Annotated in this window: 20 protein-coding genes and 3 pseudogenes; 13 read left to right on the forward strand and 10 right to left on the reverse strand. The window is 68.5% G+C overall.

The annotated features are described in order from the left end of the window. The first annotated feature begins 40 nt into the window (after nucleotides 1–40). The gene (locus DN051_RS38650; RefSeq protein WP_112442803.1) at nucleotides 41–337 is read left to right on the forward strand and encodes a hypothetical protein; all 297 of its coding nucleotides are present in this window, start codon (nucleotides 41–43) and stop codon (nucleotides 335–337) included. Between the two features lie 62 nt (nucleotides 338–399). Here the strand turns inward: DN051_RS38650 and DN051_RS47920 are convergent. After that, nucleotides 400–954 (reverse strand): annotated as a pseudogene (locus DN051_RS47920) (hypothetical protein); the annotation flags it as partial. Nucleotides 955–1,024: 70 nt separating this feature from the next. Here DN051_RS47920 and DN051_RS38660 point away from each other — a divergent pair. The 3 genes from DN051_RS38660 (at nucleotide 1,025) to DN051_RS38670 (ending at nucleotide 4,403) form a co-directional block, all read left to right on the forward strand. After that, entirely contained in the window at nucleotides 1,025–1,414 is a 390-nt protein-coding gene (locus tag DN051_RS38660) for a hypothetical protein (protein WP_112441549.1), read from the forward strand. A 181-nt stretch (nucleotides 1,415–1,595) separates the two neighbouring features. Further along, a complete protein-coding gene (locus DN051_RS38665) occupies nucleotides 1,596–3,176 on the forward strand; it encodes an IS1182 family transposase (RefSeq protein ID WP_112437672.1) in 1,581 nt (526 codons plus the stop codon). A gap of 513 nt (nucleotides 3,177–3,689) precedes the next feature. Further along, complete coding sequence (locus DN051_RS38670; RefSeq protein WP_199314810.1) at nucleotides 3,690–4,403, forward strand: formylglycine-generating enzyme family protein; 714 nt, start codon at nucleotides 3,690–3,692, stop codon at nucleotides 4,401–4,403. Nucleotides 4,404–4,726: 323 nt separating this feature from the next. On the opposite strand, the gene DN051_RS38675 is transcribed toward DN051_RS38670, so the two are convergent. Then, a complete protein-coding gene (locus tag DN051_RS38675) occupies nucleotides 4,727–5,965 on the reverse strand; it encodes a DNA topoisomerase subunit B (RefSeq protein WP_112441551.1) in 1,239 nt (412 codons plus the stop codon). 509 nt (nucleotides 5,966–6,474) lie between these two features. Between DN051_RS38675 and DN051_RS45355 the strand changes: the two are divergent. From DN051_RS45355 to DN051_RS38695, 5 genes and pseudogenes are all read left to right on the forward strand, one after another. Further along, nucleotides 6,475–6,547, forward strand: a pseudogene (locus tag DN051_RS45355). 73 nt (nucleotides 6,548–6,620) lie between these two features. Next, nucleotides 6,621–7,775, forward strand: coding sequence for a leucine-rich repeat domain-containing protein (locus DN051_RS38680; protein WP_112441552.1), 1,155 nt, complete (start codon nucleotides 6,621–6,623; stop codon nucleotides 7,773–7,775). Next, on the forward strand, nucleotides 7,772–9,718 hold the full coding sequence (locus DN051_RS47365; protein ID WP_199314812.1) for an ankyrin repeat domain-containing protein: 1,947 nt from the start codon (nucleotides 7,772–7,774) through the stop codon (nucleotides 9,716–9,718). The genes DN051_RS38680 and DN051_RS47365 overlap by 4 nt, the downstream gene beginning before the upstream one ends. After that, nucleotides 9,715–10,929, forward strand: a complete 1,215-nt coding sequence (locus tag DN051_RS38690; protein WP_112441554.1) for an AAA family ATPase — start codon at nucleotides 9,715–9,717, stop codon at nucleotides 10,927–10,929. The genes DN051_RS47365 and DN051_RS38690 overlap by 4 nt, the downstream gene beginning before the upstream one ends. A gap of 11 nt (nucleotides 10,930–10,940) precedes the next feature. Further along, nucleotides 10,941–12,161, forward strand: a complete 1,221-nt coding sequence (locus tag DN051_RS38695; RefSeq protein WP_112441556.1) for a vWA domain-containing protein — start codon at nucleotides 10,941–10,943, stop codon at nucleotides 12,159–12,161. Between the two features lie 383 nt (nucleotides 12,162–12,544). On the opposite strand, the gene DN051_RS38700 is transcribed toward DN051_RS38695, so the two are convergent. Further along, nucleotides 12,545–13,252, reverse strand: a complete 708-nt coding sequence (locus DN051_RS38700; protein ID WP_162625089.1) for a hypothetical protein — start codon at nucleotides 13,250–13,252, stop codon at nucleotides 12,545–12,547. Nucleotides 13,253–14,006: 754 nt separating this feature from the next. On the opposite strand from DN051_RS38700, the gene DN051_RS38705 reads away from it, so the two are divergent. After that, on the forward strand, nucleotides 14,007–14,768 hold the full coding sequence (locus DN051_RS38705; protein WP_063797332.1) for a GNAT family N-acetyltransferase: 762 nt from the start codon (nucleotides 14,007–14,009) through the stop codon (nucleotides 14,766–14,768). 71 nt (nucleotides 14,769–14,839) lie between these two features. On the opposite strand, the pseudogene DN051_RS38710 reads toward DN051_RS38705, so the two are convergent. Next, a pseudogene (locus DN051_RS38710) lies at nucleotides 14,840–15,597 on the reverse strand (transposase family protein). A 138-nt stretch (nucleotides 15,598–15,735) separates the two neighbouring features. On the opposite strand from DN051_RS38710, the gene DN051_RS38715 reads away from it, so the two are divergent. Continuing rightward, the gene (locus DN051_RS38715) at nucleotides 15,736–16,638 is read left to right on the forward strand and encodes a hypothetical protein (RefSeq protein WP_162625090.1); all 903 of its coding nucleotides are present in this window, start codon (nucleotides 15,736–15,738) and stop codon (nucleotides 16,636–16,638) included. Nucleotides 16,639–17,008: 370 nt separating this feature from the next. Here DN051_RS38715 and DN051_RS38725 read toward each other — a convergent pair whose 3' ends face one another. The 6 genes from DN051_RS38725 to DN051_RS38750 all read right to left on the reverse strand — a co-directional run bounded on the left by DN051_RS38725 (nucleotide 17,009) and on the right by DN051_RS38750 (nucleotide 23,718). Further along, on the reverse strand, nucleotides 17,009–17,908 hold the full coding sequence (locus DN051_RS38725; protein ID WP_112441562.1) for an aminoglycoside phosphotransferase family protein: 900 nt from the start codon (nucleotides 17,906–17,908) through the stop codon (nucleotides 17,009–17,011). Nucleotides 17,909–18,177: 269 nt separating this feature from the next. After that, nucleotides 18,178–19,224: an ABC transporter ATP-binding protein gene (locus DN051_RS38730; RefSeq protein WP_112441564.1), complete on the reverse strand. Its 1,047-nt coding sequence runs from the start codon at nucleotides 19,222–19,224 to the stop codon at nucleotides 18,178–18,180. Continuing rightward, nucleotides 19,217–20,230, reverse strand: a complete 1,014-nt coding sequence (locus DN051_RS38735) for an ABC transporter ATP-binding protein (protein WP_053756908.1) — start codon at nucleotides 20,228–20,230, stop codon at nucleotides 19,217–19,219. The genes DN051_RS38730 and DN051_RS38735 overlap by 8 nt, the downstream gene beginning before the upstream one ends. Continuing rightward, nucleotides 20,227–21,114 carry an ABC transporter permease gene (locus DN051_RS38740; protein WP_246040764.1) on the reverse strand — a complete coding sequence of 296 codons (888 nt, stop codon included), beginning with the start codon at nucleotides 21,112–21,114 and terminating at the stop codon, nucleotides 20,227–20,229. Before DN051_RS38740 ends, DN051_RS38735 begins: the two co-directional genes overlap by 4 nt. A gap of 83 nt (nucleotides 21,115–21,197) precedes the next feature. Then, nucleotides 21,198–22,127, reverse strand: coding sequence for an ABC transporter permease (locus DN051_RS38745; RefSeq protein WP_112441567.1), 930 nt, complete (start codon nucleotides 22,125–22,127; stop codon nucleotides 21,198–21,200). Between the two features lies 1 nt (nucleotide 22,128). Beyond that, nucleotides 22,129–23,718: an ABC transporter substrate-binding protein gene (locus tag DN051_RS38750; RefSeq protein ID WP_112441569.1), complete on the reverse strand. Its 1,590-nt coding sequence runs from the start codon at nucleotides 23,716–23,718 to the stop codon at nucleotides 22,129–22,131. 318 nt (nucleotides 23,719–24,036) lie between these two features. Here DN051_RS38750 and DN051_RS38755 point away from each other — a divergent pair, with 318 nt between their 5' ends. Beyond that, the gene (locus DN051_RS38755) at nucleotides 24,037–25,008 is read left to right on the forward strand and encodes a 2-hydroxyacid dehydrogenase (RefSeq protein ID WP_112441571.1); all 972 of its coding nucleotides are present in this window, start codon (nucleotides 24,037–24,039) and stop codon (nucleotides 25,006–25,008) included. A 169-nt stretch (nucleotides 25,009–25,177) separates the two neighbouring features. Next, a complete protein-coding gene (locus DN051_RS38760) occupies nucleotides 25,178–26,452 on the forward strand; it encodes a glucarate dehydratase family protein (RefSeq protein ID WP_053756903.1) in 1,275 nt (424 codons plus the stop codon). Nucleotides 26,453–26,465: the final 13 nt, after the last annotated feature.

Below are 26,465 nucleotides of genomic sequence, written 5' to 3' on the forward strand. Positions count from 1 at the left end.
TAGACACTCAAGAGTCCCGGGGCGCGATACAGTGCGCGCCGTGGACATACCTGGCTGGTTGGTCTGGATCGTTCTCGGTCTGGCCGTCTTGCAGGCCCTCGGCCTCGTTCCCGTAATCCGGCGACTGCGCGGATCCGATCCGTCGGTGCGCTTGAACGCGCGCCTTGATCTGCTGGACGTCGTCGGCTCTCTGCTGCTCCTCGGCGGGCTGCTGCTGAGTTTCGCAGTGGCGGAATCTTGGTTCTGGCTCACCGTCGCCGGCTTCGCGCTCATGGCTGCCGTCTACGCTGCGAAGGGTGTCCACTGGCTCGGCGCTCGCCGCCGTCCCACGACCTGATCCAGATGACAGGCTCTAACCGCTAGATGATCTAGTCCAAGGGATCAGTGATCGTAGGCGATGCGGCCTCGGTGCCTTTCGAGGTGAAGCTGTTCCTTGAGGGTCTCGTTGATCGATTCGATGACCTGTCGCAGCGGCTTGAACAGGCCTGCGCCAGGCCGTTCCCGTTGAAGGGCAGCCTGCAGCAACTGGACTCCATGCTTGGCTAGTTCGCATTCGAAACCACGGCCGAAGTGGTTCTTGTCGCCGATGAGAGTCTGTCGGGGGCGCCCCTCGCGGAAGCTCGTTGTGGCTCCACACCGAAGGGGTGGTGGCCAGGATCCGGTTGACGCTTCGTATCAGATCGGCGGCCTTGCGCGGCCGCTTGTTGTAGCCGGGCTGCTGGGGCAGGTAGGGGAAGAGGTGGTGCAGGTGGGCACGGGCATGGCGGAGCCACTTCGCCTCGGAGGCGTAGCCGAGTATGGCCTGATTGTGGCGAGGGTGACCAGTGCGGCATCGCTCAGGCGGGGCGTAATGCCGACCGGCGGGCACCACGGCGCCGGGGGGATGCTCCTTCAGCATGTCGTTCGGGTCGTCGCATAGGGTGCTGTCGCGAGGGTGTCCACGTCGTTCGTCACAAAACGATCTTGGACACCCTCGTTCTCGTCTCCGCAGACACCCCTTGGACGACACCACCAGGAGGAACCAGTGTCATACCCGCCGCTGCTCACCCCCGACGAGAAGCTCGCCGACGCGAAGAAGCTGTTGAGCCTCCCGCCTATCGTCGTGATCTGCGGCTCCACCCGCTTCATGACCGAGATGAACGAGGCCGATCTGCGGGAGACCAAAGCCGGAAAGGTTGTCGTCAAACCGGGCTGTGACATGAAGTCGCAGCACGAACTTTGGGCCGATCCAGTCGAGGCCGAGGCACTGAAGGTTGGACTCGACGATCTGCACCGGGCGAAGATCCGGCTCGCTGACGAGGTGCTCGTAGTCGGCGACTACATCGGAGACAGCACCCGAGCCGAGATCGCCTACGCCCGGTCGCTGGGCAAGCCCGTGCGGTTCACGCACCCCGAAGTCGACGCTGACGCCTGACCACCCGCTGCCGCCTCGACAACCAGGGCCGGCAGCCCGCCGCCTGACCGTCTCGCGGTGGCTTCGGCCCCGCCCACCCCGCACCCTCCGCAGTCATCCCTTGGAATTGATCATCTAGAAGGCTGCTGAAAATCTCGGGTTCTGGCCCCGGCTCGGTGGAGTTGGGGCCAGTCTTGTGAGCATGCAGGGGGAATGGGCTGGGGAGTTGGTCGGGCCGGATGTGTGGGAGACCTGCCGGGAGTTGATCCCGGCCGGGAGTGTGTTCGCGTTCCTGGCCGAACATCGCGAGGCGCTGTTCCCGCCGTCGATGTTCGCGGACATGTATCCCTCGTCCAACGGGCGGCCGAGTCTGCCGCCGCAGGTGCTGGCCGCGACGGTGGTGTTGCAGAGCCTGCAGGGGCTGTCGGATTTCGAGACGGTCCAGGAACTGCGGTGTGACCTGCGGTGGAAGGCCGCTTGCGGGCTCGGGCTGTACGACATGGCGTTCGATCCGTCGCTGCTGACGTACTTCCGGCGTCGGCTGCGTCATTCGGCCGATCCGATGCGGATCTTCACCAAGGTCAAAGAGGTCGTGGCCGCGACCGGTGTGCTCAAGGGCAGGCAGCGGCGGGCGCTGGACTCCACCGTGCTCGATGACGCGGTGGCCACCCAGGACACCGTCACCCAGATCATCTCCGCGATCCGCCGGGTGATCCGCGAGGTTCCCGGCGCGGAGGAGGTGGCCGCGGGGCACTGCCGGGCGCACGACTACACCGACCCGGGCAAGCCGAGGATCGCCTGGGACGACGAGTCGGCCCGCGCCGCGCTGGCCGACGCGCTGGTCACCGACGCCCTCAACCTGCTCGGGCGCCTGCCCGAGCAGAACCTGGGCGAGAAGGCGGCGAACGCGGTCGGCCTGCTGGCCCTGGTCGCCGGCCAGGACGTGGAACCCGCCGAGGACTCCGACGGGCGCGATGGCCGCTGGCGTATCGCGAAGCGCACGGTGGCGGACCGGGCGGTGTCCACCGTCGACCCCGACACACGGCACATCCACAAGAACCGCACCCGTCACCAGGACGGCTTTAAAGGGCATGCGTCTTTCGAGCCGGAGACCGGCCTGTTCACGGCCGTCGCCCTGACCAGCGGCTACGGTCCCGACAATCACGAGGCCGCCGTCGCCTGCGAACTTCTGGAGGGGGAGGACGGCGAGTTAACCGTGCTCGGCGACTCTGCCTACGGCACCGGGGACCTGCGCGCACAACTGCAGGCCGACGGCCACACCCTGGTGATCAAGCCGCCACCGCTGCGGCAGGCCGTCCCCGGTGGCTACACCATCGATGATTTCCGTATCGACCAGGCCGCCGGCACCGCAACCTGCCCGGCCGGACACACCGCCAACCTCGGCCAGATCAAGGCAGGCAGCGCCCGCACCGCCCAGTTCAAGCGCGCATGCACCGGCTGTCCCCTGCGAGAGCGCTGCACCACCTCCAAGACCGGACGCACCCTCAACGTCCACCCCCACTACGAGCTGCTGGCCGCCGCCCGGTCACAGGCCGCCACCGACGTCGGCTGGCAGGACGAATACCGCCGATGGCGGCCACCTGTCGAACGCGCCATCGCCTGGCTCGTCGCCAAGGGCAACCGCCGGGTTCCCTACCGAGGCGTCATCGCCAACAACATCTGGCTCCACCACCGCGCCGCCGCTCTCAACCTCCGCCGACTGATCACCCTCGGACTCACCCGCACCAACACCACCTGGCACCTCGCCCCTGCCACCGCATAGCGAAAAGGGCCGCCCGGCCTACGGCCGGACAGCCCCACAACAAGATTTTCAGCAGCCTTCTAGGCGCACTACTTCTTCTTGGCCTGGGTCTTGCTGGGGACGCCGACCTGCCACCCGCAGCAGGACGCGCGTCACGGTGCCAACACGCAGTGGTCCGAGAAGGAGCGCGGGGCGCGGTGGCGAACATCAACTTGGGCAGCGGCGGTCATTCGTGGCCGCTTCGAGCGCTGAACTGGGCGAACGTATGGCACGCGTTCCTTCTGGGCTCGACTGCCTTCACGGTGGTTCGCTGCTGCTCCCCGCTCGATCTTGTGCGGTAGTGATGCCGAGCAGCGGCTTCCAGGAGGAGATCAGTTGGCCACGCCCCATTCCTCGATCCCCTCCTTCAGCCCGGATGCCCGACTGCTAGCGTCCCGCACCATGTGGGCTCGAGAGATTGTGGCCGGCCGACCAGCTTGGCGGCACACCCCCTCCGGTGTGATCTTCCGGGCTGTTCCCGGTGGGACGTTCCGGATGGGCTTGTCCGACGCGGAACTGGACGCAGTTCGTGCCATCGAGCGGGCCGACGGCGCTGATGACGACCTCGAAGCGTTCTTTGCCGGGGCTGTTCGGGCCCGGCCGGTGCGAGAAGTACGGGTCGAGCCGTTCCTGATCGCCCGGCATCCGCTGACGGTGACGCAAGTACGGCACTGGCTGCCCGAGTACGAGGATGGTTTCGCCGACTCGGCTTCGAGCACGGCCCGGTTCGAGACTGACTTGGATGGCCTGCTTGGGACGTTGCCGTTCCGGCTGCCCAGCGAGGCGGAGTGGGAGTATGCGGCCCGGGCAGGTACGACAACCCTGACCTTCCACGGGGATGAGAGGCCGGACGAGGACCAGGTGCTGGACGACTTTGCCGACGAGGAGCGCACTGCCGCGGCTGAGAACGCCTTCGGGCTGGCGGCGATGGGGTCGGCAAACGAAATCTGTGCTGACGAGTGGATCCCGCATTTCATGGACGCGCCGGTGGACGCACGCCCGCGCACCGGGGACGGACCGCGGGTGGTGCGCGGAGGGGCCGGCGACCTGTATCCGTGGCAGGGCTGCGACGAGTGGCTGCTGTTGCTCTCCGCCACCCGCTACGAGTTCCAGGACTTCACCGCCGTCCGCCCGGTTGCACCTGTGCCAACCGGGCAGGGGCATGCAGAGCACACGGCCAATGGACCGGACCAGGCCAGTACGTTGTGACGAACGAAAGTATGGAATGCGCCGCGCTGAGTGAGGGGCGCTGGCCGCCGGGGGACGGGGCCGGCACAAGGTGCTCAATGCGGGAAAACTTCCGCGACTGCTACCGCATGAGCCTGCTGAACCCTGACGCCCCCGGCACTCTCCTGGAGGATCAGGATGCAGGGTGTGCCGGTACGGCGCGGGCGATCACATTCGTAGCGAAGAATCGCGCGTCCTCCCTGCCAGGCGGGTAAGGGTTCTGATGCCTGATCGAGCGTGCGTGCGCTGCCGACCACCCTGCCCGTCCCGCTTCCCGGGGAACCGGCAGGGTGGTTCGTTCCTGGTCAGTCCCGGCGGGCATCCTGGACGACCTGGTTGATGACGGCTGCGGCCTGCTCCGGGTGTTTCTTCAGCCACCCGCCAAGGTATTGCGGGACGGCCTGGCCGACGCAGTCGCGTACTTCGGAGTTGCCCAGCACACCGCTCGTGGAGCCCTGGAACTCGGGACGGTCCAGTTTCACCGAGACGACCGCTGTGAGGCCCTGGCCGATCCGATCGGCGCCAAGGTCGGGGTCTGATGCTGTCAGCAGCCCGTGCTCCCGAGCGTAAGCCGTGACTGCGGCCGCCACCCCGTCTCGGAAGCCCGCCGTGTGCGTCCCCTCGTCGGTAGGCCGGCTGTTGGCGAAGCTCCGGACCCGCTCCTCGCGGGAGCCACACCAACGGAAGGCGACCTCCATCACCCCAGCCATCCGCGGGTCCTCGCGCTCGACGGCGACGGTGTCCATCAGGGTGGGCGTCACCCTGTCGCCGTCGAGATGGACGACGAAGTCCCGCACCCCGCCCGGGAATCGGAACCGCGCCGAACGGGACTCACCCGGGCGGCGCCGGTCGGTCAGCGAAACGTCCAAGCCCTGGTTCAGGAAGGCCAATTCTCTGAAGCGCTCCGCCAGTCCCTCGAACGAGCACTCCGCGGTTCCGAAGATGTCGGCGTCGGGCCAGAAGGCAATGGTTGTACCGCTCCCGGTCGCTGGCCCCGCCTCACTGAGAGGGATGACGGCCTCGCCGCGCTCGTACTCCTGGACCCAGCGGACTCCCTCGCGCCGCACCTCTGCCGTCATCCGCCGCGACAGAGCATTGACGACGACAGGCCCCACACCACAGAAGCTGAGCGGCACTTCGTGGCGTCTGTGGAGTGCCGACCAGGGGCGCATATGGGTCAGCAAGGCTTCGAGCCCGGGACCGCCGGCGCCCTCCGCCTCGTCGATGGGCAGGCCCAGCCCGTCATTGGTGACACACACCCCGCCGTCGGATGTGAGGGTGATGTCAACAGAAGTGGCATGGCCGGCCAGGAGCTCGTTCACCGCCAGGTCCGCGACCTCGAACACCATCTGGCGCAAGCCGCGTTCACTGGTCGAGCCGATGCACATCCCGGGCCGCTTTCGAAAGGCATCCAGCCCCTCCAGTACTTGGATGTGGCTGGCGTCGTACCCGGTGAATCCCTCGCTCACCATGTCCCCTCCGATGGTGTTCAGCAGAGAGTTCCAGGCTAGGCGAATCCCTGGAAAACACCAGTTCAGAGCCATCTTGGGATGGTGTGGGCGGGTGTGTGAGCGACTGCCCGAGGGCGTTCGACCCAGGCGTCGCGAATGGTCGCCGGAGTGCGGTCGCGGGCCCATGGAGCGCGTGTACACCATGGTTTCCAACGGCCCTGAGGGCATGAATTTCGGCTTCGGTCGGGCCCGCCCCTGTGCGGCGCCACTCCCCGGCTGGCAGTTCAGCTCGCGGGGAGACTCCAAGGCTCCGTCTCGTCCTCGTCCTCCTCGCGTCCGGTCACATCCTGTTCGCGCAGCGGCTGCTGGCCGCCGCCGGCCAGGGCGGAGGCCGGAAAGCTAGAGCGGCGGCCGAGTACGTCCCTGCGTCACAAGGCCGTGCGGCCGGTTCGCGACCGCCTCTGGCCGATTGCCGGTGCCCGCACCCCGGAGAACTTCCGGATTCCGACTGGCACCCATGGTCGGAACTCACGTGGTGGATCGAGGCTGACACCCGCGAGTTATCGAACTCCTACGCGATTGTGGCTATGATGATCCGCAGCAAGGCCGTAGCGCAGAGGTCGTCGCGCCCACGCATCGAGCTGGAGGACGTCGGTTCGAATCCGACCGGTCTTGCGCCTACTTGATGTGGACGACGTGAAGGTCGACGCGGAACGCCGGTCCCCGGCGACAGACCGGTGGAGTGGTGATGGCCCAGTTGACAACGCCCGTACGCTGCCCGGCGATCGAGCACCCCGATCTGCCCTTGGCTGATCCCGCGCGACTCGTGCCCTTGCTGGACCGCCTCGCGGACGAACGCTCGGTCACCGGTGACGAGACCTTCCCGCTCGGCACCCTGCGCGCCGACGGCCGCGTCGACCTGTGCAAGCAGGGACTCGGCTTTGACGGCGCTGCCCGCCTCGTACCCGCGGCTCTTGCTTCCCCGCACTCCACGCATCTGCTGCTCGGCACCAACTCCCTCGGAGACGAGGGCGTGCGCTCCCTTGCCGAGGCTTTCGCCGAGGCGGGCCGCGCCGGTTCCGGTCACGGGGTGCGCACCCTGTATCTCGGCTGCAATCGCATCGGCCCGGCCGGTGTGACCGCCCTCGCCGAGGCACTCGCCGATGACAACACCGTCCGGGCTCTGTGGCTCAAGCGGAACCCCGTCGGCGAAACCGGTGCCCGCACCCTCGCCGGACTACTGCGGCGCAACACCACGCTGCGCACCCTCGACCTGGTCAACTCCGGTATCGGAGCCGAGGGAGTGCGTGTCCTGCTCGAGACGCTCCTGGACCGCGAGGCCCCGCTCGAACGCCTCTTCCTCGGCGGCAACGGCCTCACCGCAGCCGAAGCGCCGCTGCTCGCCGCGCTCGTCCGCGACGCCGGAGTGCGTGAGCTCTACGTCCCGGCCAACCACCTCGGCGACGCGGGCATCGCGGTCCTGGCGGCCGCGCTCGATGCCGACCGCCCCGTCCGGTTGGGCCTCGGCGGCAATGGAGTCGGCCCTTCCGGCGCACGAGCCCTCGCGGACGCACTCGACGGCATCGACACCCTTGATCTCGGACGTCCCATGTCCGAACGCAGCCTCGGCGCCCCGGGCAACACCACCGGCGACGGCGGCGCCCACGCGCTCGCTACAGCCCTCCCCGGCAGCCCCCTGCGGCGCCTCGAACTGCGCCACACCGGCATTACCGGCCGCGGCGCGAAGACGTTGTTGTCCGCCCTGGACGGCGGACATCGCCTCGAATACGTGGGCCTCGGTCCAGGGCTGCCGCGACGGATCAAGCGGTCGTTCTTCGAACAGCTTCACCCGGCCCGCCTTACACACCCCGACCTGCGCGCGATCGGCAGCCTCTACCGATGAGCCGGCACACGACACCGCTGCCCGCAGCACTCTCGCCCGTCGACGCCTCCTCCTGGGCTCGTGTCCGCCGCTTCGCCGTGCCAGGCTGGATGATCGAGTCTGCCACCGAGGCCAGGCTGGCTGGCGACTGGCGGGCAGCCTGTGCCGCGGCCGCCGTCGACGTCCCGGACGATCTCGACCCCGAGCGCGTGGCCGACCGCCACGGCCCCGAAGTGGCCGCCCAACTGACCGACGACTTGCGCTACTTCGCACCCGATCTGCTGCGCTGGCATCTGCCGCGCACCCTCGGCGGCCACACCACCCACGCCGCCTGCCGTCGCATCGTCCTCGCTCTCTACGGCACCGCCGGACCCGTCCTGTCCGTGACGAACCTGCCGATGCTCAAGGGGCCGCAGCGACTGCGCCTGCACCTCGGTCCCGCCCGCCCGGCCGGCACGACCGACAAGCTCCACGGCGTGTCGTACGGCACGGAGGACTGGACGTGCGCCCGCCGCTTCTGGGACGCTCGGCGCGCAGGCGAATTGCGCCTCAGCGCCGGTCCCGCCGCCACCGGCCGCCTGCCGTTCGTGCGTCCGGACGGCACCCCGCTCACCCCGGACGAACTGCCCGACACGGACCCGGGGAGCGCCGACCCGGCCGCTCGCGCCGAATGGATCGCCGTGCTGCAGGCCCGCGGTGCGCACGTCGAGGCGTATGCCGCTGCCGGACTCGAACTCGACCTCACGCCCCCGCCCCGGGAGCGACACTCCTTCCGGGACCTCGACGTCGCCGAGCTCGTCACGTACGGCGCCGTGGACCTCGCCCGTCTCGCGCCCGAACTCCGCCTGCTGTGGAACGCCGGACGCGGTACGACCTTCCGCGTACCCGTGCACTGGCGTGCCCACCTCTGGGCCACCCTGGACGTCACGAACGCCGACGAGCCGGCCGTACGGATCGTGGGCCGCGAGCGTCGCCGGGAAGAGGGCACCACGATCCTGCCGTCGTACGCCTGGCAGCGCCTCCCCGACATCGGCCTGTTGCGCGCGGGACGGATCAGGCCCGAGGACCTGCACCCGCTGGTGACCGCCGCGCTTTTCCCTGAGGCGGCTCCCGCCACCGGCCCGGCCGGCCCGCAGGCGGCCGACCCGGTGCGGGTCCGCTGCGGCGGCGTCTGGCACGAGGTCGTCTCCAGGAACGGAATCCTCGACATCCCGCACACGCGGGAGGAGCAGCAGCGTGAACGGGCCCTGCACACCTTCGGCGGTACGATCTCCGGCTGCTTCGCCACCCAGCTCGCGTGGACGACGGGCGAGGGGCGGCTGCCACGGGCGCTGCAGGCCCAGCGGCGCGAGCTGTTCATGTACGTCCAGCACGGCGACGTGCCGGCGGTCATGGGCCTCCTCGACGCCGGCTGGGACCCGCATGTCAGAGACGGCAACGGGCGCAGCCTCCTGCACCTCCTGCACCTGCTCGACCACCGGGAGCTCCTGCCGCGGCTGCTCGCCGCCGGGGTCGACCTGGAGGGGCAGGACAAGAAGTACTGCACACCCCTGCAGAACGCAGTCGCTCACGGCGGTTCGGCCGCACTGGTACGGGACCTCCTCGACGCGGGCGCCCGCATCGACGTCGTCGACGAGATGGAGCTCTCGCTCGCCCAGGTGATCCGCCGCTACCGGCGGACCGACCTGATGTTCCTGCGCCGCCGCGTGCAGAAGGAGCATCCGGGCATCGGCTCCGAGTGGTTCGAGGAGTACCAGGACGAGCGGGAAAGGGACGAGGAGCCGGGCTGGGACGAGGAGCCGGGCTGGGAAGAGGTGCCGGAGCCGGATCCGGTTGACGGACCGTACCCCTCCCAGGAAGCCGACCCGTTCGGCGAGAGCGACCCCTTCGACCCGCCGCACCCCTCCGGTCCGGCCGCTGACCCTACCGGCCCCGAGGCCCACGACGAGGACACTCCCGCATGACGACCAGTTTCGCCGCGCCCCGCGCCGACGGCGTTCCCGCGCCGCTCGCCGCCGCTGACGCGCTCAACGCCCGACTGCGTGACACCCGCACCGAGGCCGGCGGCAATCCGCAACTGGAAGCCCTTGCCCTGGCCGTGACGGCGAACCAACCCGTCCTGCTGTGGGGTGAGCCCGGCATCGGTAAGTCCGCCGGCATGCAGCAGCTCGCCGACGCGCTCGGCGTTCAGCTGGAGACCGTCGTGGCCAGCGTGCACGAACCCTCCGACTTCGCCGGCCTGCCGATCGTCGGCGACGACCCGGCCACGACCGGCGTACCGATGGCCCCTCCGGACTGGGCCGTCCGGCTTGCCCGTCGCGGCCACGGTTTGCTGTTCTTCGACGAGCTGTCCTCGGCGCCGCCCGCCGTGCAGGCCGCTCTGCTGCGAGTGGTCCTCGAACGCCGTGTCGGCAGCCTCACTCTTCCCGAGTCGGTGCGGATCGTCGCCGCCGCCAACCCGCCCTCCAGCGCCGCCGACGGCTGGCACCTCAGTGCGCCGCTCGCCAACCGTTTCGTGCACCTCGACTGGACTCACGATCCGCGCACCGTCGCACGCGGCATGGCCGGCATCTGGCCCCAGACCGCTCTGTCGACCGTCGACCCCGCCCGTGTCTCCAGCGCGATCGCTCGCGCCCGAGGGGTCATCTCCGGCTTCCTCACCGCCCGCCCGGGCCTGGTCCACCACATGCCGAAGGAGGCCGAGGGACGCGGCCGCGCCTGGCCGTCCCCCCGCTCCTGGGAGGCGGCGCTGCGGCTGCTCGTCACCGGTTACGCGTCCGGCGCCGGGCAGCAGGCGACTGCGGCCGCCGTCATCGGCGCCGTGGGCGAGGCCGCCGGCATCGAGTTGCTGTCCTACCTGGAGAACCTCGACCTGCCCGACCCCGACCGCGTGCTCGCCGACCCGTCCGCTTTCGCGCTGCCAGACCGCGGCGACCGTCAGTTGGCCTTCCTCATCGCCGTCGTCGCCGCCGTACAGAGCGAACCCACCCGCTCGCGCTGGGAGGCCGGCTGGGAGGTCCTCGCCAAGGCCGTCGACGCCGGGGTCCCCGACGTCGCCGCCCGCGCCGCCCGCGACCTCGCCGTGATGCGCGAGCCGGACTGGCCCATCCCGGCGGGCATCGACGCCTTCCTGGAACTCCTCCAACTCGCGGGCGCCCTGCCCGGCGCACGTTGAGCGGCGCCCCCGTGCCCGCCACTCCCGCGACCACCGGCGGCGAACTCGCACCGGAACTGGACCGAGCCAAGCTCCTTGCCGCGCGCTACAAGGCAGCCGAGGCACGCCCGTACCTCGCCTCCGCCCTCTACGCCCTGACGATCGTGCCCACCAGCCAGGTACGCACCATGGCCGTCGACCGGCACTGGCGGTGCTACGTCGCACCCGCCTTCGTGGCGGCCACCGCGATCGAGGAACTGGCCGGCGTGTGGATCCACGAGGCGGCCCACCTGCTGCGTGACCACCACGGCCGGGCGGAGTACCTGTCGGCGACCGACCAGCGGGACCGGCTGCGAATCAACATCGCCCAGGACTGCGAGATCAACGACGACTTGCTCACCGACGGACTGCGCCTACCCGAAGGCCGCATGGAACCGGGCCTGTTCGGTCTGCCGGACGGCGGACTCTTCGAGGAGTACCTGCCCGGCATCCCCGCGTCTTCGCCGCACAGGCTCGACTGCGGTTCCGGCGCGCACGGCGTTCCGGCACCCTGGGACCTCGGACAGGGCGGCTCCGACAGCACCAGCGGTCTCAGCCCGGTCGAGGCCGAAGCCCTGCGCCGCCACACCGCCGAGGCGGTGCGCGCTCACCACCGCTCCCGCGGCTCGGTCCCGGCCGGCTGGCGCCGCTGGGCCGAACAGACCCTCGAGCCTGTCGTCGACTGGCGCAAGGCGCTCACCGGCGCCGTCCGCGAGGCCGCCTGGGCGGGCGGCGCCGTCGACTACACCTACCGGCGCCCCTCGCGCCGTACCCCCGTTCTCGGCGGCCGGGTTGTACTGCCCAGCCTGCGCCGGCCGCTGCCCCGGGTGGCCGTCGTCGTCGACACGTCCGGCTCCATGGGCGACGACGACCTCGCCGCAGCCCTCGCTGAGATCTCCGGCGTGCTGCGCGAGGTCGGTATCGGCGGCAACCGGGTTGCCGTCCTCGCCTGCGACGCCGATGTCCAGGCCGTCGCCAGGGTCACCGCCGTCGATCAGGTCGAACTCGCCGGAGGCGGCGGCACCGACATGACCGTGGGCATCCGGGCCGCGCTCGCCGCCCCCGAGCCCCCGCAGATCGTCGTCGTCCTCACCGACGGCCACACCCCCTGGCCCGACGAGCCCGTCAGGTGCCGCCTCATCGTCGCCCTGATCGGACCGGACGCGCCGCAGCCCCCGGCCTGGGCGGAGACCGTGCGGATCACACCGGCCTGAGCCCACTTGCCCAGTCGTCGATGCCGGGGCCGCTGCTTTGCTCCCGCTCGCCCAGTTCGACTGCGGCGTCCATGTGCGAGGCGTGTGCACCGCCACCGGGGCGAGCACCCTGCGGCGACAGATGGACGGCCGTGCAGTCCCATTCAGCCTGCGTGGCCTGAGTTGACGTCAGCCTCGGCCGTGCACTTCCCGCGTTGATCGCCAGCCTTGGACGCCTGCCCGATCCCGACCCGCAGCGTGGGGACGAGCGGCCCCGCCACCGCTCGTCGCCAGGTTCAAGAACCGTCCGAACGGCGGCACTTCAACCTGACATGCGGCCTCGATCAGGAAATTCGCCGACCGCGCTCGTCGGCCCCGAGTCAACAATTTCCGGATTCACGTTCTCAAGATTTCTTGTCAAAGGAAAAGTGGGGCCAGTTGCGAATCGCCTGGCCTACCTCAGGATCAACATCCGCGAGTGCGTCCGCAATCTGAGCAGTGGAAAGAACCGGTCCGACCAGAATATCCCGGAGCCGGCGGAAGCCCTCGGCCCCAGCCGCACCCCATAGCCGCTTCGCTATGACTATCAGGCCGACTTCGAACCATACATAGTTGCAGACCCCGGCATCACCGTTGCCCTCAACCGGCTCCCGGATGCGTTCCAACTCCTGAACCGGCCACTTGACAGATGAACTCCAGGTCGCCTCGACGAAAGCGTCCAGAGCAGTTATGTGATCGGATTCCACTTCTGTGATGTAGCCGAGCATGCCGAGGTTGGCGAAGAGCTCTTGAGCCCAAAACGACTGCGGGGCTTTGTCCCACCCTTCTCCATGCGAAAGGTGGCTTATCTCATGAGAAATGAAAAAGTCGGCGAACCGAGCCGGATCCAACTCGCCCCCGAATGCCGTGAGCGCGCTCTGGCGGCGTTCCGGTGTTATCCCGGGCCACACCATTTCGATAAAAGTCGCCCAGAAATCGGGCTGTTCTTGACCTATGACGACACGAGTGGAGCCGGCGTGAACCACCCCGTACCCCGAGTACTCCGCGACCTGGCCCCACTGCTTCTCACCCACCACAAGAACCGGTGGCAATGACGGTGCGCCGACGGTCAAGGCCAGCCACTCCGACGTCCGCTGCGCACGTTCTGCAACTGCTCGCCCTCGCTCAATTCCGCCGGGACTCACGTAGACCTCGAAAGGAAATCCGTCAACCGACTCTAGCCCGGTTTTGTCAATTGGAGATCCGTCAGTCATTCCGTGTTCCGATCGTCGATATTTGTACTGAGTCATAAGATTCGTTGCGGCGTGACAGTCGATACCGTGCGGTAAGGGTGGCGGCATCGAATCCACTCCCCGTAGATGACCAGACCTTATATCGAATCCGGGGTTGTCGACCCCTCTTCCTGCAGGTTGGCTCTAGAATTCAATTGATGTGACTTCCTCGTACAATTTGCCGATGCTGAGCGCTGGAGAAGGTGTCCTATGGTGGTGCTCTTCCCCGCTGCCGTCGCCTCTTGCTGGAGCAAGTTCGCTGTATCAACAGGGTCTTCTGGCTCCGCGGCGCGGCGGTTGCATTCTTGATAGCGATCCTCGCCGTCGGGCCGATCGGCGCCGACGTACTCCGTACTTTGGTGATCCTCTTGAATTTGGGCGACACCGCTTTGGAATCTGCGCGCCAGAATTGACCACCCCGGCCGAGATGTTTATAGTCGCATGACTTGCCAGTCAGCAACGATACGGCCTTGAAGGCCGCCGATGTCATGGCATGACATGAAAGAATGCCGGGCTACGAACCGAATGCCTAGGGTAGCAGTGAAAGCCGATCCGTGCGAAAAAGTCGCGGTCCGTGCTCTGGAGATCAAATTCTATGATTGCGTCAACGGTTACCGACCTTGAGCCCCAGCTTGCCAACTTTCGAGAGTACTGGCTGGGCTGGGGGCAGGAAGCCAGCGCCGATGATAGCCTCACCTATTACCGTAGCGGCGTCGCAAATGGCCAACTCAACGGAGTTCTTCGACTGCAGAAGAGTCACGAAATAGATATATCTGTCGCTCGGGCAAAGAGTTGCCTGGCTGGCATGCCGTGGCTGTGGTGGGTAGGGCCGGACAGTGAGCGTTCCGTCGCCGACAAGCTTATTGCACAGGGCGCCGAAAGAATCGGCACAGTGCCGATCATGGCTGTTCCACTGGATCGAGTCGCCGAGGTTGCAGGACCGCCGGACCTGAAGATCGAGACCGTGGAGAGCTCTGATTCTCTCGTTGAATGGGTTCGAACATACTGTCCGTCATTCGGCATCGAGCCAGAACTGCTGGACCTTGCTGTGCGGGTTGAAGCGGGCCGATCAGATTCTTCTCGAGTGGTTCGTTTCATTGCCCGTATCGGTCAGGAAGCCGTAGGGACCGCGCTTATGAGGGAAGCTCACGGAGTGGCCGGGATCTACGTGGTGTCGACGGCGGCATCCCACCGCCGCCAGGGTATCGGTGCACTGCTTACCTCCGCGGCCTTGGATGCGGGGCGGCAGAGAGGGCTGCGTATCGGCTCTCTTCAATCCAGCCAACTGGGCGCACCCGTCTACGCGCGCATGGGGTTTGAAAAGGTGTCCGAGTACCAGCTTCTTCACATTTCTTGACCTGCTCACTGGCCTAGCAGCGGCTGACACAATGAGGTGGATCGTCGCTGAGTGAGCCCTTTCCATCTTGATCAGGTGGCTGGTTCGAGTGCGACGACGGCATGGCCGATGGCGGTGATCCGGGTGGTCGCTGCAGCGGAGCTTCCTCAGGAGGCGCCGGCATTTGAGGGTAGCCATTCCGCGTTCACCGAGGCTGCGGATCTTGGCGTGATCGCGGTTGTGATGATGACGACGCCAGCCGCGCAGGTTCTTGCCTCGGAACGGGACGCGGACAGCAGGGCCTGCGCCCTGATACCCCTTGTCAGCCCAGCACTTGACGTCGTCAGCGGCGAGAGCGGCGGGAATGCCGTGGGTCCGGGCCGCGGTCAGATCGTGCACGGCTCCGGGTAGCGCGTCCGAGGCCCAGATCAGGCGGCCGGCTGGATCCGCGAGGACCTGCACATTCATCCCGTGGTGCTTCTTCTTCCCCGAGTAGTACGGCCGGTCGGCGGCGATGCGGTCGATCGGCGGCACGGTGCCGTCGAGGATCACGCACGCCTTCTTCCGCACCGTCGTCATGGCCTGTTGCAGCGTGGGCGCGAGAGCGGCCAGGAGGTCGACGGCCTCGCGTATGTACCGGTGGACCGTCGCGATCCCGATGCGGAAGCCTGCTGCGGAGGCGGGCGTAGGTGTCACCGCAGCGCGGGTGGGCCAGGACGAGCACGGCCTGCCGGCCACAGGTCAGGCGCCGCCACCGGGAGCCGATCCGACGGCGGTAGCCTGCGAGGAGACCGGATTGGTGCTGCAGAGTGCGACTGGACAGGTCGATACCGGACGGGTAGACAAGCACGCGGAAGCTCCTGACAGATTGGTGATCTTGGTCGACAACCCGCCTACCAGGGGCTTCATCCTGTTATCAGCCCAACGGCGTACTGCTGATGCAGGCAGAAAAGGCTCAATGTCAGTGCCGTGCTGTTCACTTGGCCGCGTGGACACCTCTGCTTTGCGCGCCCGTCTGAACGACGCCTGGCGCGCGCCCGAATTGCACTGCCCGCTGCCCAATCATGGGGCAGGGCATGTCTGTGTGCCCAGTGACGCGGAGGATCTGGCCGAGCTGGAGCGCGTCGCTGCGGAAGTGGTCGACGGGGCGGGTCTGCCTGTACGTGCGTGGGTCGTCGGGGGTAGGGCGGCAGGGGTGCCCGACGGTCCGCCGGTGGGCGGGGAGGGTGGGCTCCCTATCGGCGGGGAGGGCGGGCTGCTGGAGCTGCGCGGGTGGGTGCTGGCCGAGCACTGGTTCGGTTACGGTGTGACGGCCACCGCCGATGGCCCGCGCCGCGTCGTGATCCTCGCCCGGCGCGCGTTCACCCGCCGGCCCGGTGTCGGGTGGGTGGAGTTGCTGAGGGAGGCCACCGGGTGGACGGAGCCCGATCGGTGCGGCGTCGACTGGGCCGCGACGGAGGCCGCGCTGGGCACCGCGCTGCCCGGTGACTACAAGGACATCGTCGACGCCTTCGGCGCGGGCAGCTTCGACGAGTACCTGGACCTGCTGGTGCCGGGTGCGCTGGGCACGGATCTGGTCTCCTGGGGCCAGAACATGGCGCGGTACGCCGACCTGTTCCGGCCATACCCGGTCCACCCCGCCCCCGGCGGCCTGCTCACATGGGGGACCTCCGAGCAGGAGCAGACCTTCCACTGGCTGACCGGACCGGCCGATCCCGACGACTGGCCGGTTCTGGTGCAGTACCCGGACGGTGAGTGGCAGCGCTTCGACTGCGGCACCGGCGAGTTCGTGCTGCGCCTGCTCACCGACCGCACCCCGCCGTTCGCCTTCCCGCCCTCAGCCGGACCGTTCCCCCACTGGTTCGCCTCATATGAGCTGCCGGAGGGCTAAGTCCTTTCTAACCCCGGCTGTCAGCGCCGCTGACCATGCTCGGCGAAGCGTCTGGGCCGTCGGGACCGACTGCGGATCTGCTGCTCATGGACTCGCTACAGATCGGTTCGGTCGTCAGCAGGCCGATGAGCACAGGTATGCAATTGGAAAAGGCTCAGTGCCGTGTCCGAGAGGGTAGTTGAGCGTTCGGACGTGCGCGGGGACCTCGCCGTGAATCGTGTCGGATGAGCTGCGGGACCGCCTGGAGGCGCTGCTTCCGCGGCGTGAGCGGCGCTCCGGTGGGAACGGCGGGCCGACAGCCACGAAGCGTTCCTCAAATTTGCTTGTTGCTTGATCAACCACCGGCAGCTACGTCATTGTGTTGGCGTTGCTAGCCGATGATGGCTTGGGTGATCTGCCGGGTCGTCTGGGCGGCGACCCGGGGGTTGACGGCGGCGTAGGTGGTGTAGGCGTTCAGGCCGGTGGCCAGGGCCCAGCCGCGGCCCCGCATCCAGGTGGCGTCGTCCACGCCGAGCGCATCTCGGAAGACGGCTCGGCTTTTTGCCGACATCAAGGTGAAGGCGATCATCAGGTCGCAGGCAGGGTCGCCCATGCCGAGCCCGCCGAAGTCGATGACGGCGCTGAGGCGGCCGTCGGAGGTCAGCAGGTTTCCGGTGTGGAAGTCGCCGTGAAACCACACCGGAGAGCGGTCCCATCCAGGCGTGCTCAGTGCCGCGTTCCACAGTTCCGTCATCGTTGTCGTGTCGAACACGCCGTCGACCTCGGCGATGGCGTCCCGCGTCGCGCGGTCCCGGACGGACAACGGGCGGCCGGTGAGGTCTTCCCTGGTGTTATCGGCGGTCATGTCCCCGGGTGCGAACCGCTGCAGGGCGGCCAGGAACTGAGCCAGTTCAACTGCGGCCCTGGAGGAGTTGCCCAGTGCGTCGACGGTGGCCACCTCGCCGTCCAGCCAGCGGAACACCGCCCACGGCCACGGATATCCGAAGTCGGGGTCGCCCACCCCTACTGGTACCGGGATGGCCAGGGGAAGGTGCGGGGCGAGTCGGGGCAGCCACTGGAATTCCTTCCTGGCTTGCCCGATGGCTCCGGCATGGCGGGGCAGCCGGACGGACAACTCGTCGCCCAACCGGTAGATCACATGGTCGGATCCAGCGGGGTCGAGCAGCTTCAGGGCCAGCCCTGCCCACTGCGGGAACTGCGTGTCGATCAAGCGTCTGACCAGTGCCTCGTCGATCCGGGGGCGTGTGTTTGCGGTTCTCTCAGCTACCAAGAGCCCTCCCGTGGCCGGCCCGCTCCGTGCGGCGGGCAGTCGCAGCCATCACAGTGCTCACGGCTCCGCCTGTCGACCGATTTTGCGACGCACAGCAGCCCCGTTGGGGCTGGCCGGCATGCAAGCCCCGCATTGTGCGGCGGAGCACCGATGGCGATCGTCCGCCCATGACCTTCCTCGATGGCACCTGCAGCTGGTTTGAAAGGGTCGTTGAGTGGTGTGCGGACGCTCACCGTCAGGGAGGGCGGGGGAGTCCGCGTCGTTGGTGCTTACGCGGACTCTGTTGCGAGTGGGAAGTGGCACCATGCCGTGTGCGGGTCGGCCGCGCCTTGGGTGTTGCGTGCGACCGGCGGTGGTACCTCGTCGGCGCACCGGTCCTCGGCACGCCAGCAGCGGGTGCGAAAGCGGCAGCCTGACGGGACGTCGAAGGGTGAGGGGATCTCTCCCTGGAGTTGGATCTCCCGGTCGCCGGTGGCCTGGGAGGTGTCCAGGACCGGCGCCGCCGATATCAGCGCCTGGGTGTAGGGGTGCTGTGGGCGTTCGAAGACGTTCTCGGTGTCGCCGTGTTCGATGACCTTGCCCAGGTACATCACGGTCACGCGGTCGGAGATGTACCGCACCACTGACAGGTCGTGGGAGATGAACAGGTAGGCGACGCCGAGGCGTTCGCGCAGTTCCGACAGGACGTTCAGTACCTGGGCTTGTACTGACAGGTCCAGGGCGGAGACCGGCTCGTCGCAGACGATGAGGTCCGGGTCGAGCGCGAGCGCGCGGGCGATGCCGATGCGCTGGCGCTGCCCGCCGGAGAATTCGTTGGGGTAGCGGTGGGCGTCGCTGTCGCGCAGTCCGACCAGGGACAGCAGTTCGCGGACACGCTTCTCCCGAGCCTTGGTGCCGGTTACCACGTCCCGGTGGGTGCGCCAGGGCTCACCGATCAGGTCGGCGGCCGACATGCGTGCGTTGAGTGAGGCGAAGGGGTCCTGGAAGACCATCTGGACTCGGCGGCGCCAGGCCAGGAGGTCCTTGCCGCGCAGGGCGAAGGGGTCGGTGCCGTCGAACCGCACCGTGCCCGCGTCCGGATGTTCCAGGCCGAGCAGCACTCGGGCCAGGGTGGACTTGCCGCAGCCCGATTCGCCGACGAGCCCGAGGGTTTCACCGCGGCCGAGCCGTATGTCCACTCCGTCCAGGGCAGTCAGCCGGCGGCGGCCGCTGCCGAAGGTCTTGGTGACGCCGCGGACTTCGAGCAGGGGTGGGGTCTGCTGTGTTCGGTCGGCGCGGGCTGTTTCGGTAGCGGTGGTGAAGTGGCTGTCAGGCATGGGGGAGCTCCTCGGAGATGTGGCAGGCGGCCGAGCGTTTGTCACCGAGGGGGCGCAGGGGTGGCCGTACTTGGATGCAGCGTTCGTGCACCAGCGGGCAGCGGTCCTGGAAGACGCATCCGGACGGCACTGCGCTCAGTTCGGGTGGGCTTCCGGGCACGGCCGGCAGCGGGCGCCCGCGCACGGCGTGTTCGGGAACCGAGTCGAGCAGGCCCCGGGTGTAGGGGTGACGAGGGTCGGCGAAGACGTCGCGCACCGGCCCGTTCTCCACGACTGTTCCTGCGTACATGACGACCACGTCGTCCGCGCGCTGCGCGACCACGGCGAGGTCGTGAGTGATCAGTACGACGGCCATGTCGCGTTCGTCCTGGAGATCGCGCAGCAGCCGCATGATCTGCGCCTGTACCGTCGTGTCCAGAGCGGTGGTGGGTTCGTCGGCGATGAGCACGTCGGGGTTCAGGGCGACGGCCATGGCGATCAGCAGGCGCTGCCGCATGCCGCCGGAGAACTGGTGCGGGTAGGCGCGGGCCCGTTGTCGGGGCTCGGGGATGCCCACGCGGGTCATCAGCTCGATCGCCTTCTCCTGGGCCTGGCGGCGGGAGAGCCCTTGGTGGATGCGGAACGGTTCGCCGATCTGCCGGCCCACCGGTTGTACGGGGTTGAGGGCGGTCAGGGCGTCCTGGAACACGATCGACAGCACGGGTCCGGCGAGTTTGCGGCGTTCGGTCGGGCTCATGCGCAGGGTGTCGTTGCCCCTGACCCGAATGGCGCCGCCGGTCACGTCGGCTGCGGGGTCCAGCAGTCCGACGACGGACAGTGCGGTCATCGACTTGCCGCAGCCCGACTCGCCGAGGAGGGCGAGGGTGCGGCCGCGGTGGACGCTGAAGCTGACGCCGTCGACGGCGCGCACCCGTCCTGCGTGCGTGGTCAGGTCGACGCAGAGTCCTTCGACGTCCAGCGCGGGGGTGTCGGCGCGGGGCGGTGAAGGTACGGCGGTGGTCGTCACGGGATCATCTCCGGGGGTACGGCGGCGGAGGCACCGCGGCGCTTGGTGGGCAGCGTGAGTCGCCAGCGCTGGGCGGGGTCGGAGGCGATGCGGGCCCAGGCCGCGAGGAGCGTTGCGGAGACCGTGGTGAGAACGATGGCGAGTCCTGGCAGCACGGTGATCCACCAGGCGGTCTGCAGGTACTGGCGTCCCTGGGCGACCATGAGGCCCCAGCTGACGTCCGGGGGCTGGATGCCGATGCCGAGGAAGCTGAGGGAGGACTCGGTGAGCATGACGAAGCAGAAGTCGAGGGTGGCGACCGTCAGCAGTGTCGGCAGGGCGATCGGCAGGATGTGCCGGTGGATGATGTGCCGGCTGGGGGTGCCGAAGGTGCGGGCCGCGTCGACGAACAGGCGGCTGCGCAGTTCGGCTGCCTCCGCCCGCGCCGTGCGCAGATAGACCGGGATGCGGGCCACGGCGAGTATCAGTACAAGGTTCAGCGCGCTGGGCGAGAAGACGTACAGCACGACCACCGCGATCAGCAGCGAGGGGAAGCTGAGGATGACGTCGGCGACGCGCAGGCAGACGCTCTCGCGTCGGCCGCCGTGGTAGCCGGCCCACAGGCCCAGGGCGGAACCGATCAACAGCGAGCACAGTACGGCCGGGACGGCCACGGACAGTGTTGTCGCGGCGGCGTCGACCAGCCGGGCGAGCACGCTGCGTCCCAGGACGTCGGTGCCGAGCAGTCCGTACACCCCGTCGGTCAGGGACGGTGGCCGCAGCGAGGAGTCCAGGTCCTGTTGCTGTGCGCGGTCGCCTATGACGAGTCGGCCGAAGAGTGCGACGAGTACGACCAGGGTGAGGATGGCGGCTCCGGCGGCCGCTGCGCGGTCGCGGCCCAGCATCCGCCACCATTTTGCCCCGGGGCGTGTGGGTTGGGTGGGGTCCGCGGTGGTGGGGTCTTCACGGGTCATGCTGCTTGTTCGGCTCACGCCGGCACCGCCTGTCGTACACGGGGGTCGGTCAGCGCGTGGCAGACGTCGACCAGGATGTTGAGCACGAAGATCGTCACCGCGGTCAGGAGCACGGCCGCCTGGAGGACCGCGAAGTCGCGCTGGAGAATGGAGTCGATCATGAGTTTGCCGATGCCGGGCCAGCCGAAGATCGTCTCGACGATCACCGCTCCGTTGACCAGGCCGACCGTCAGGTCTCCCGCCACGGTCAGTACCGGTGTCACCGCGTTGCGCAGGGCGTGGCCGAAGACGACCCGTTGGGGTGTGGCGCCCTTGCTGCGGGCGATCTTGACGTAGGGCGCGGAGAGCGCGGAGACCATGCTGCCGCGCACCACTTGGACCAGCACTCCGAAGGGGCGGATCAGCAAAGTGGCGATGGGCAGTACCCAGATCTCGGGTCCGCCGAGGGTTCCGGAGGTCGGCAGCCAGCCGAGGCTCACACCGAAGACGAGTACGCCCATGATGGCGAACCAGAAGTCGGGGATGCTTGCGGCCGTCATCGACAACAGGCTGGCGATCCGGTCGGCCGGGGAGTTGGGGCGGTAGGCGGCCAGGCTGCCGACCAGTACTGCTCCGGTGATGGCGAGCAGCATGGTCACACCGGCGAGTTGCAGGGTGACCGGGAAGGCGTCGAGCACCATGTCGGTGGCTGGCTGCCCGGTCCGCAGCGAGGTGCCGAAGTCCAGGGTCGCGGCGTCGGCGAGGTAGTTCCACAGTTGCGCCAGCACCGGCAGGTCGAAGCCCTGAGCGGTGGAGAACTCGGCGCGCTGCTGGGCGGTGGCGCTCAGAGGGAGGTAGAGGTCGACCGGGTTGCCGGTCATGCGGGCCAGGAAGAAGACGCCCAATACCACGAACAGCAGGGGGATGGCACTGGAGACTATGCGCTTGCGCAGGAAGGGGATCATGTCAGTGCTTCGCCGCCTCGGCGCGGCGGACCTCGGCCAGCCGCAGTTCGTCCCCGGATGCGGCGTTCGGCTCGTACCGGATCGACGGTGACAGGCCGAGCAGTCCGCTCATATGGGCGATGTGGGTGTATTGGACGACGGTGTCGTTCTGCCGGGCGAGCAGGTCGGCGAAGGCGTTCTGGCGCTTCGTGCCGGACAGCAGGCCCGCGTCGGAGATGCGCCCGTCGAGGTCCTTGGTGCCGAAGGTGGACTGCGGGCCGTCGCTGAGCAGGTATTGGCTGGTGGTGAAGGCTGCGTCACCGGCCTGGTTGCCGTGCATGATCAGCAGGGCGATGGGCCCGACGTTCTTCGGCAGCGGTCGGAGCTGGTACTGGAGTTGGGTGGCGGTGTCGGCCATGCGTACCCGTACGTTGAGCCCGATCTGCTCCATCTGGTACTGGAGGGCCTCCGCGGTTTCCGACACCCCGGAGAACATGCCGTTGCGGGCGACCAGGGTGATGGTGCGGCCGGTGGGTACGCCGTCGGCCTTCGCTTCCTTCACCAGGGCCCGGGCCGTGGCCACGTTCTGCCGGGTCGGCTCGATCTCGTCGCTGTGTCCGACCACTCCGGGTGGGACGAGCTGGCCGGCCGGTTCGGCCAGTCCGCCGAGCAGGGCGTCGATGATGCCCTGGCGGTCGACGGCCAGGTCGATGGCCCGGCGCACCCTGAGGTCGTCGAGGGGCGCCTCGCGGCCGTCCAGCCGCAGGGCGGTCGTTTCGTTGTTGGGATAGGCGGCGGTCGTGTCCTTCTGTGCCTCCGTCGAGTCGAGTGCGACAGCGATCTCCGCCTCGTCCTTGTCGATCATGGCGGCCCGGACGCCGGCGTCGCTGCGCCAGACGTAGCGGGCCCGCGGAAAGTCGGGAGCCTCGCCCCAGTAGCCGTCGTAGCGACTGAGGGAGATCGCGGTTCCGGCCTGCCACGAACGCACGGCGTAGGGGCCGGTGCCGATCGGGACGCGCACCTTGGCGTTCGCGTCGGTGGTGCGCGGAACGATCTCCAGGAAGCTCAGGCGCAGCGGAAGGATGGGGTCGGGCTCGGCGGTGGTGACGGTCAGCCGGTTGTCGCCGACCGCCTCCGCCTTCAGGTCGTCGTTGCCGAAGACATAGCCCTCGACGTTGCAGGCGAGGTCGGAGTTGACGGCCCGTTCGATGGAGAAGGCGGCGTCCTTCGCGGTGAACGGCTCGCCGTTCTGGAAGGTCACCCCGCTGCGGGTTTCGAAGGTCCAGGTGCGAGGACCGGTCTGCTTCCAGCCGGTCGCGAGCAGGGGGTGCAGTTCGCCGGAGACGGGGTCACGTTCGACGAGGGGCTCGGTGATGTTGGACCGGACGACGACGCCGGTACCGGTCAGTGAGGCTTCGCAGGGTTCCAGCGTCGGTGGTTCCTGGGTGAGCACCACGCGCAGGGTACGGCCGTCGGCTTGTCCGGCGTCGCCGCCGGCGCTGTTGGCCACGGCGCATCCGCTGGACAGCAGCATCGTGCCCGCCAGGAGTATCGCGGTCGTCGGGCGGGGCCGCCGTCGTTCGGGCGGAGTGGAAGAAACGGGGGACTTCATCGTCGGCGTATCTCCGGGGGAGTGCTGATATGTCGCGATCCGAGTTCGGGCCGACCCCCTACGCTGTTTATATTTGCGTACACGGTCCGCATCCATGAACGCCGAAGCTAAACTGCGGCTGTGGCAGCGTCAAGACATGAGCAGTGACGGATCTGTCGTCCCGGGCCCGTCGCTGCATCGGTTCCGGGACTTTCGCCGCCCGGCCCGGCCTCGCAGCGGTGACAGATCGCCACCGTGTCCCGCCCCGGTCCTGACTGCGCGCCAGCCGGCGCCGTGCGCGTGCGCACGGCAATCCTCGACAAAGACGGGAACACCGCCATGCCCCACCACGCCGCCCCCGGTGACCGGACCGCCCCGCGCACCGTGCTCCAGGTGTCTGCGTTGCTCCCCGAGCTGGAGAGAACGCTGGCCGACCGCTACCACACCGTGCGTCTGCACGAACTGCCCGATCCCGCCGCCTACCTGCGCGAGGAAGCGCACAACGTGGTCGCCGCGGTGACCAGCGCGCGATGGGGCGTCGGCAACTCGCTGATGGACGCGCTGCCCGGACTCGGGGCCATCGTCCACTTCGGCGTGGGCTACGAGACCACGGACGTGGCCCATGCCCGCTCGCGCGGCATCGACGTCAGCAACACCCCCGACGTGCTCACGGATTGTGTGGCCGACCTCGCCGTCGGCGGTCTGATCGACGTCATGCGCGAACTGTCGGCCGCCGACCGATACGTGCGGGCCGGCCGGTGGCGTGCGGCACCCTACCCGCTGACCTCCCGGGTCAGCGGGAAGAAGGTGGGCATCCTCGGGCTGGGCCGTATCGGCCGGGCCGTCGCGCGCCGGCTCGAAGGCTTCGGTACAGACATCGCGTACTGCTCGCGGGTTCCGGTGCCCGACGCTCCTTACCGCTACCTGCCCACCGCGCGGATGCTGGCCACCGAGTGCGACGCGGTGGTCGTCACCGTCGCCGGCGGGGCGGGCACCGGGGGGCTGGTCTCGGCGGAGGTGCTGGAGGCGCTGGGACCTCGGGGCTACCTGGTCAACGTCGCTCGCGGCACCGTCGTCGACGAGTCGGCCCTGGTCGCCGCGGTGCGGGAAGGGCGGATCGCGGGTGCGGCACTCGACGTGTTCGCCGACGAACCGAACGTGCCACAGGCGCTGATGGAGTCGGACAGGGTGGTCCTGCTTCCCCATGTCGCCAGCGGAACGCGCGAGACGCGCCGGGCGATGGGCGAGTTGGTCCTGGACAACCTGCAGCGGTTCCTCACCGAGGGCGCCCTGGTCACACCGGTTCCGTGACCGAGGGGTGTCGACGGGTGCCCGCTTCCGTGCCGGTGACCCGTCTCCCGGCCACATCAACAGCGCGGCGACGCGGCCCCGTTCCCGCGGACTGCGGGACACGGCCATTGACAGCCTCCCACCTCGCTGTCTACAAATGAGAACGCCGACTACATATGAGGATGGCTTGATGGCAGGGAACGCAGCTCGCATCGCCGACGTCACCGTGACCCCCGTGGCCTTCCGGGACTACCCGCTGCTCAACACGGTCGGCGTGCACGAGCCCTATGCGCTGCGCACGATCGTGGAGATCACCACGGAGTCCGGTGTCACCGGCATCGGCGAGACCTACGGCGGCACCCTCCACCTGGAACGGCTGCGCCGCGCCGCCGAAGAACTGACCGGCCTCGATGTCTGGAACCTCAACGACCTGGTCGCCCGCACCACACGTGCGCTGGGCCCGGACACCACCGGCGGCGACGGCATGTCCGGAATGGTCACCGGCAGCAGCGCCGTGGACCGGGTCATGTCACCGTTCGACGTCGCCTGCCTCGACATCCAGGGCAAGCTGATCGGCAGGCCGGTCAGCGACCTGCTGGGAGGAGCAGTACGTCCTTCGGTCCCCTACAGCGGCTACCTCTTCTACAAATGGGCCGGACACCCGGGACAGGAGGACGACGACTGGGGCGCCGCCCTCGATCCGGCGGGCCTGGTCGACCAGGCCCGCCGGATGATCGACACGTACGGCTTCTCCTCCCTCAAGCTCAAAGGCGGCGTCTTCCCGCCCGACGAGGAGACCGCGGCGATCAGGGCCCTGCGTCAGACCTTCCCCGACCTGCCCCTGCGTCTGGACCCCAACGCCGCCTGGAGCCCGAAGACTTCACTGCGCGTCGCCCGTGAACTGGACGGAGTGCTGCAGTACCTGGAGGACCCGACCGAAGGCATCGACGGCATGGCGTCCGTGGCCGCGCGGACGGCGACCCCTCTGGCGACCAACATGTGTGTCGTCTCCTTCGACGACCTCGCCCCGGCAGTGGCCCGCGCATCCGTGCGCATCATCCTGTCCGACCACCACTACTGGGGCGGTCTGCGGCGCTGCGTCCAGCTCTCCACCCTCTGCGACACCTTCGGCCTGGGCCTGTCCATGCACTCCAACTCCCATCTGGGCATCAGCCTCGCGGCGATGACCCATCTGGGCGCCGCCGTACCGCACCTGTCCTATGCCTGCGACACCCACTGGCCGTGGAAGCAGCCGGACGAGGACGTGGTCGACACCGAGGCGCTGCGGTTCAGCGAGGGCCGCGTCACCGTCCCGACGGCTCCCGGCCTGGGAGTGGAACTGGACCGGGACGCACTCGCCCGGCTCCACCAGCAGTACCTCGACTGCGGGCTGCGCGACCGCGACGACACCGGCTACATGCGCCGCTACGACTCCACCTTCTCGACCAAGACCCCCCGGTGGTGACTCAACCGTGCGC

Origin of the sequence: Streptomyces cadmiisoli (assembly GCF_003261055.1) — a bacterium.
Taxonomy (GTDB): Bacteria; Actinomycetota; Actinomycetes; order Streptomycetales; family Streptomycetaceae; genus Streptomyces; species Streptomyces cadmiisoli.

Excerpts from the sequence above, each read along its gene's own strand:
- DN051_RS38665 (WP_112437672.1), top strand. The coding sequence starts at position 1,596 with ATGCAGGGGGAATGGGCTGGGGAGTTGGTCGGGCCGGATGTGTGGGAG.
- DN051_RS38670 (WP_199314810.1), top strand. The coding sequence starts at position 3,690 with ATGGGCTTGTCCGACGCGGAACTGGACGCAGTTCGTGCCATCGAGCGG.
- DN051_RS38675 (WP_112441551.1), bottom strand. The coding sequence starts at position 5,965 with ATGGCTCTGAACTGGTGTTTTCCAGGGATTCGCCTAGCCTGGAACTCT.
- DN051_RS38680 (WP_112441552.1), top strand. The coding sequence starts at position 6,621 with ATGGCCCAGTTGACAACGCCCGTACGCTGCCCGGCGATCGAGCACCCC.
- DN051_RS47365 (WP_199314812.1), top strand. The coding sequence starts at position 7,772 with ATGAGCCGGCACACGACACCGCTGCCCGCAGCACTCTCGCCCGTCGAC.
- DN051_RS38690 (WP_112441554.1), top strand. The coding sequence starts at position 9,715 with ATGACGACCAGTTTCGCCGCGCCCCGCGCCGACGGCGTTCCCGCGCCG.
- DN051_RS38705 (WP_063797332.1), top strand. The coding sequence starts at position 14,007 with ATGATTGCGTCAACGGTTACCGACCTTGAGCCCCAGCTTGCCAACTTT.
- DN051_RS38730 (WP_112441564.1), bottom strand. The coding sequence starts at position 19,224 with ATGCCTGACAGCCACTTCACCACCGCTACCGAAACAGCCCGCGCCGAC.
- DN051_RS38740 (WP_246040764.1), bottom strand. The coding sequence starts at position 21,114 with ATGCTGGGCCGCGACCGCGCAGCGGCCGCCGGAGCCGCCATCCTCACC.
- DN051_RS38745 (WP_112441567.1), bottom strand. The coding sequence starts at position 22,127 with ATGATCCCCTTCCTGCGCAAGCGCATAGTCTCCAGTGCCATCCCCCTG.
- DN051_RS38750 (WP_112441569.1), bottom strand. The coding sequence starts at position 23,718 with ATGAAGTCCCCCGTTTCTTCCACTCCGCCCGAACGACGGCGGCCCCGC.
- DN051_RS38755 (WP_112441571.1), top strand. The coding sequence starts at position 24,037 with ATGCCCCACCACGCCGCCCCCGGTGACCGGACCGCCCCGCGCACCGTG.
- DN051_RS38760 (WP_053756903.1), top strand. The coding sequence starts at position 25,178 with ATGGCAGGGAACGCAGCTCGCATCGCCGACGTCACCGTGACCCCCGTG.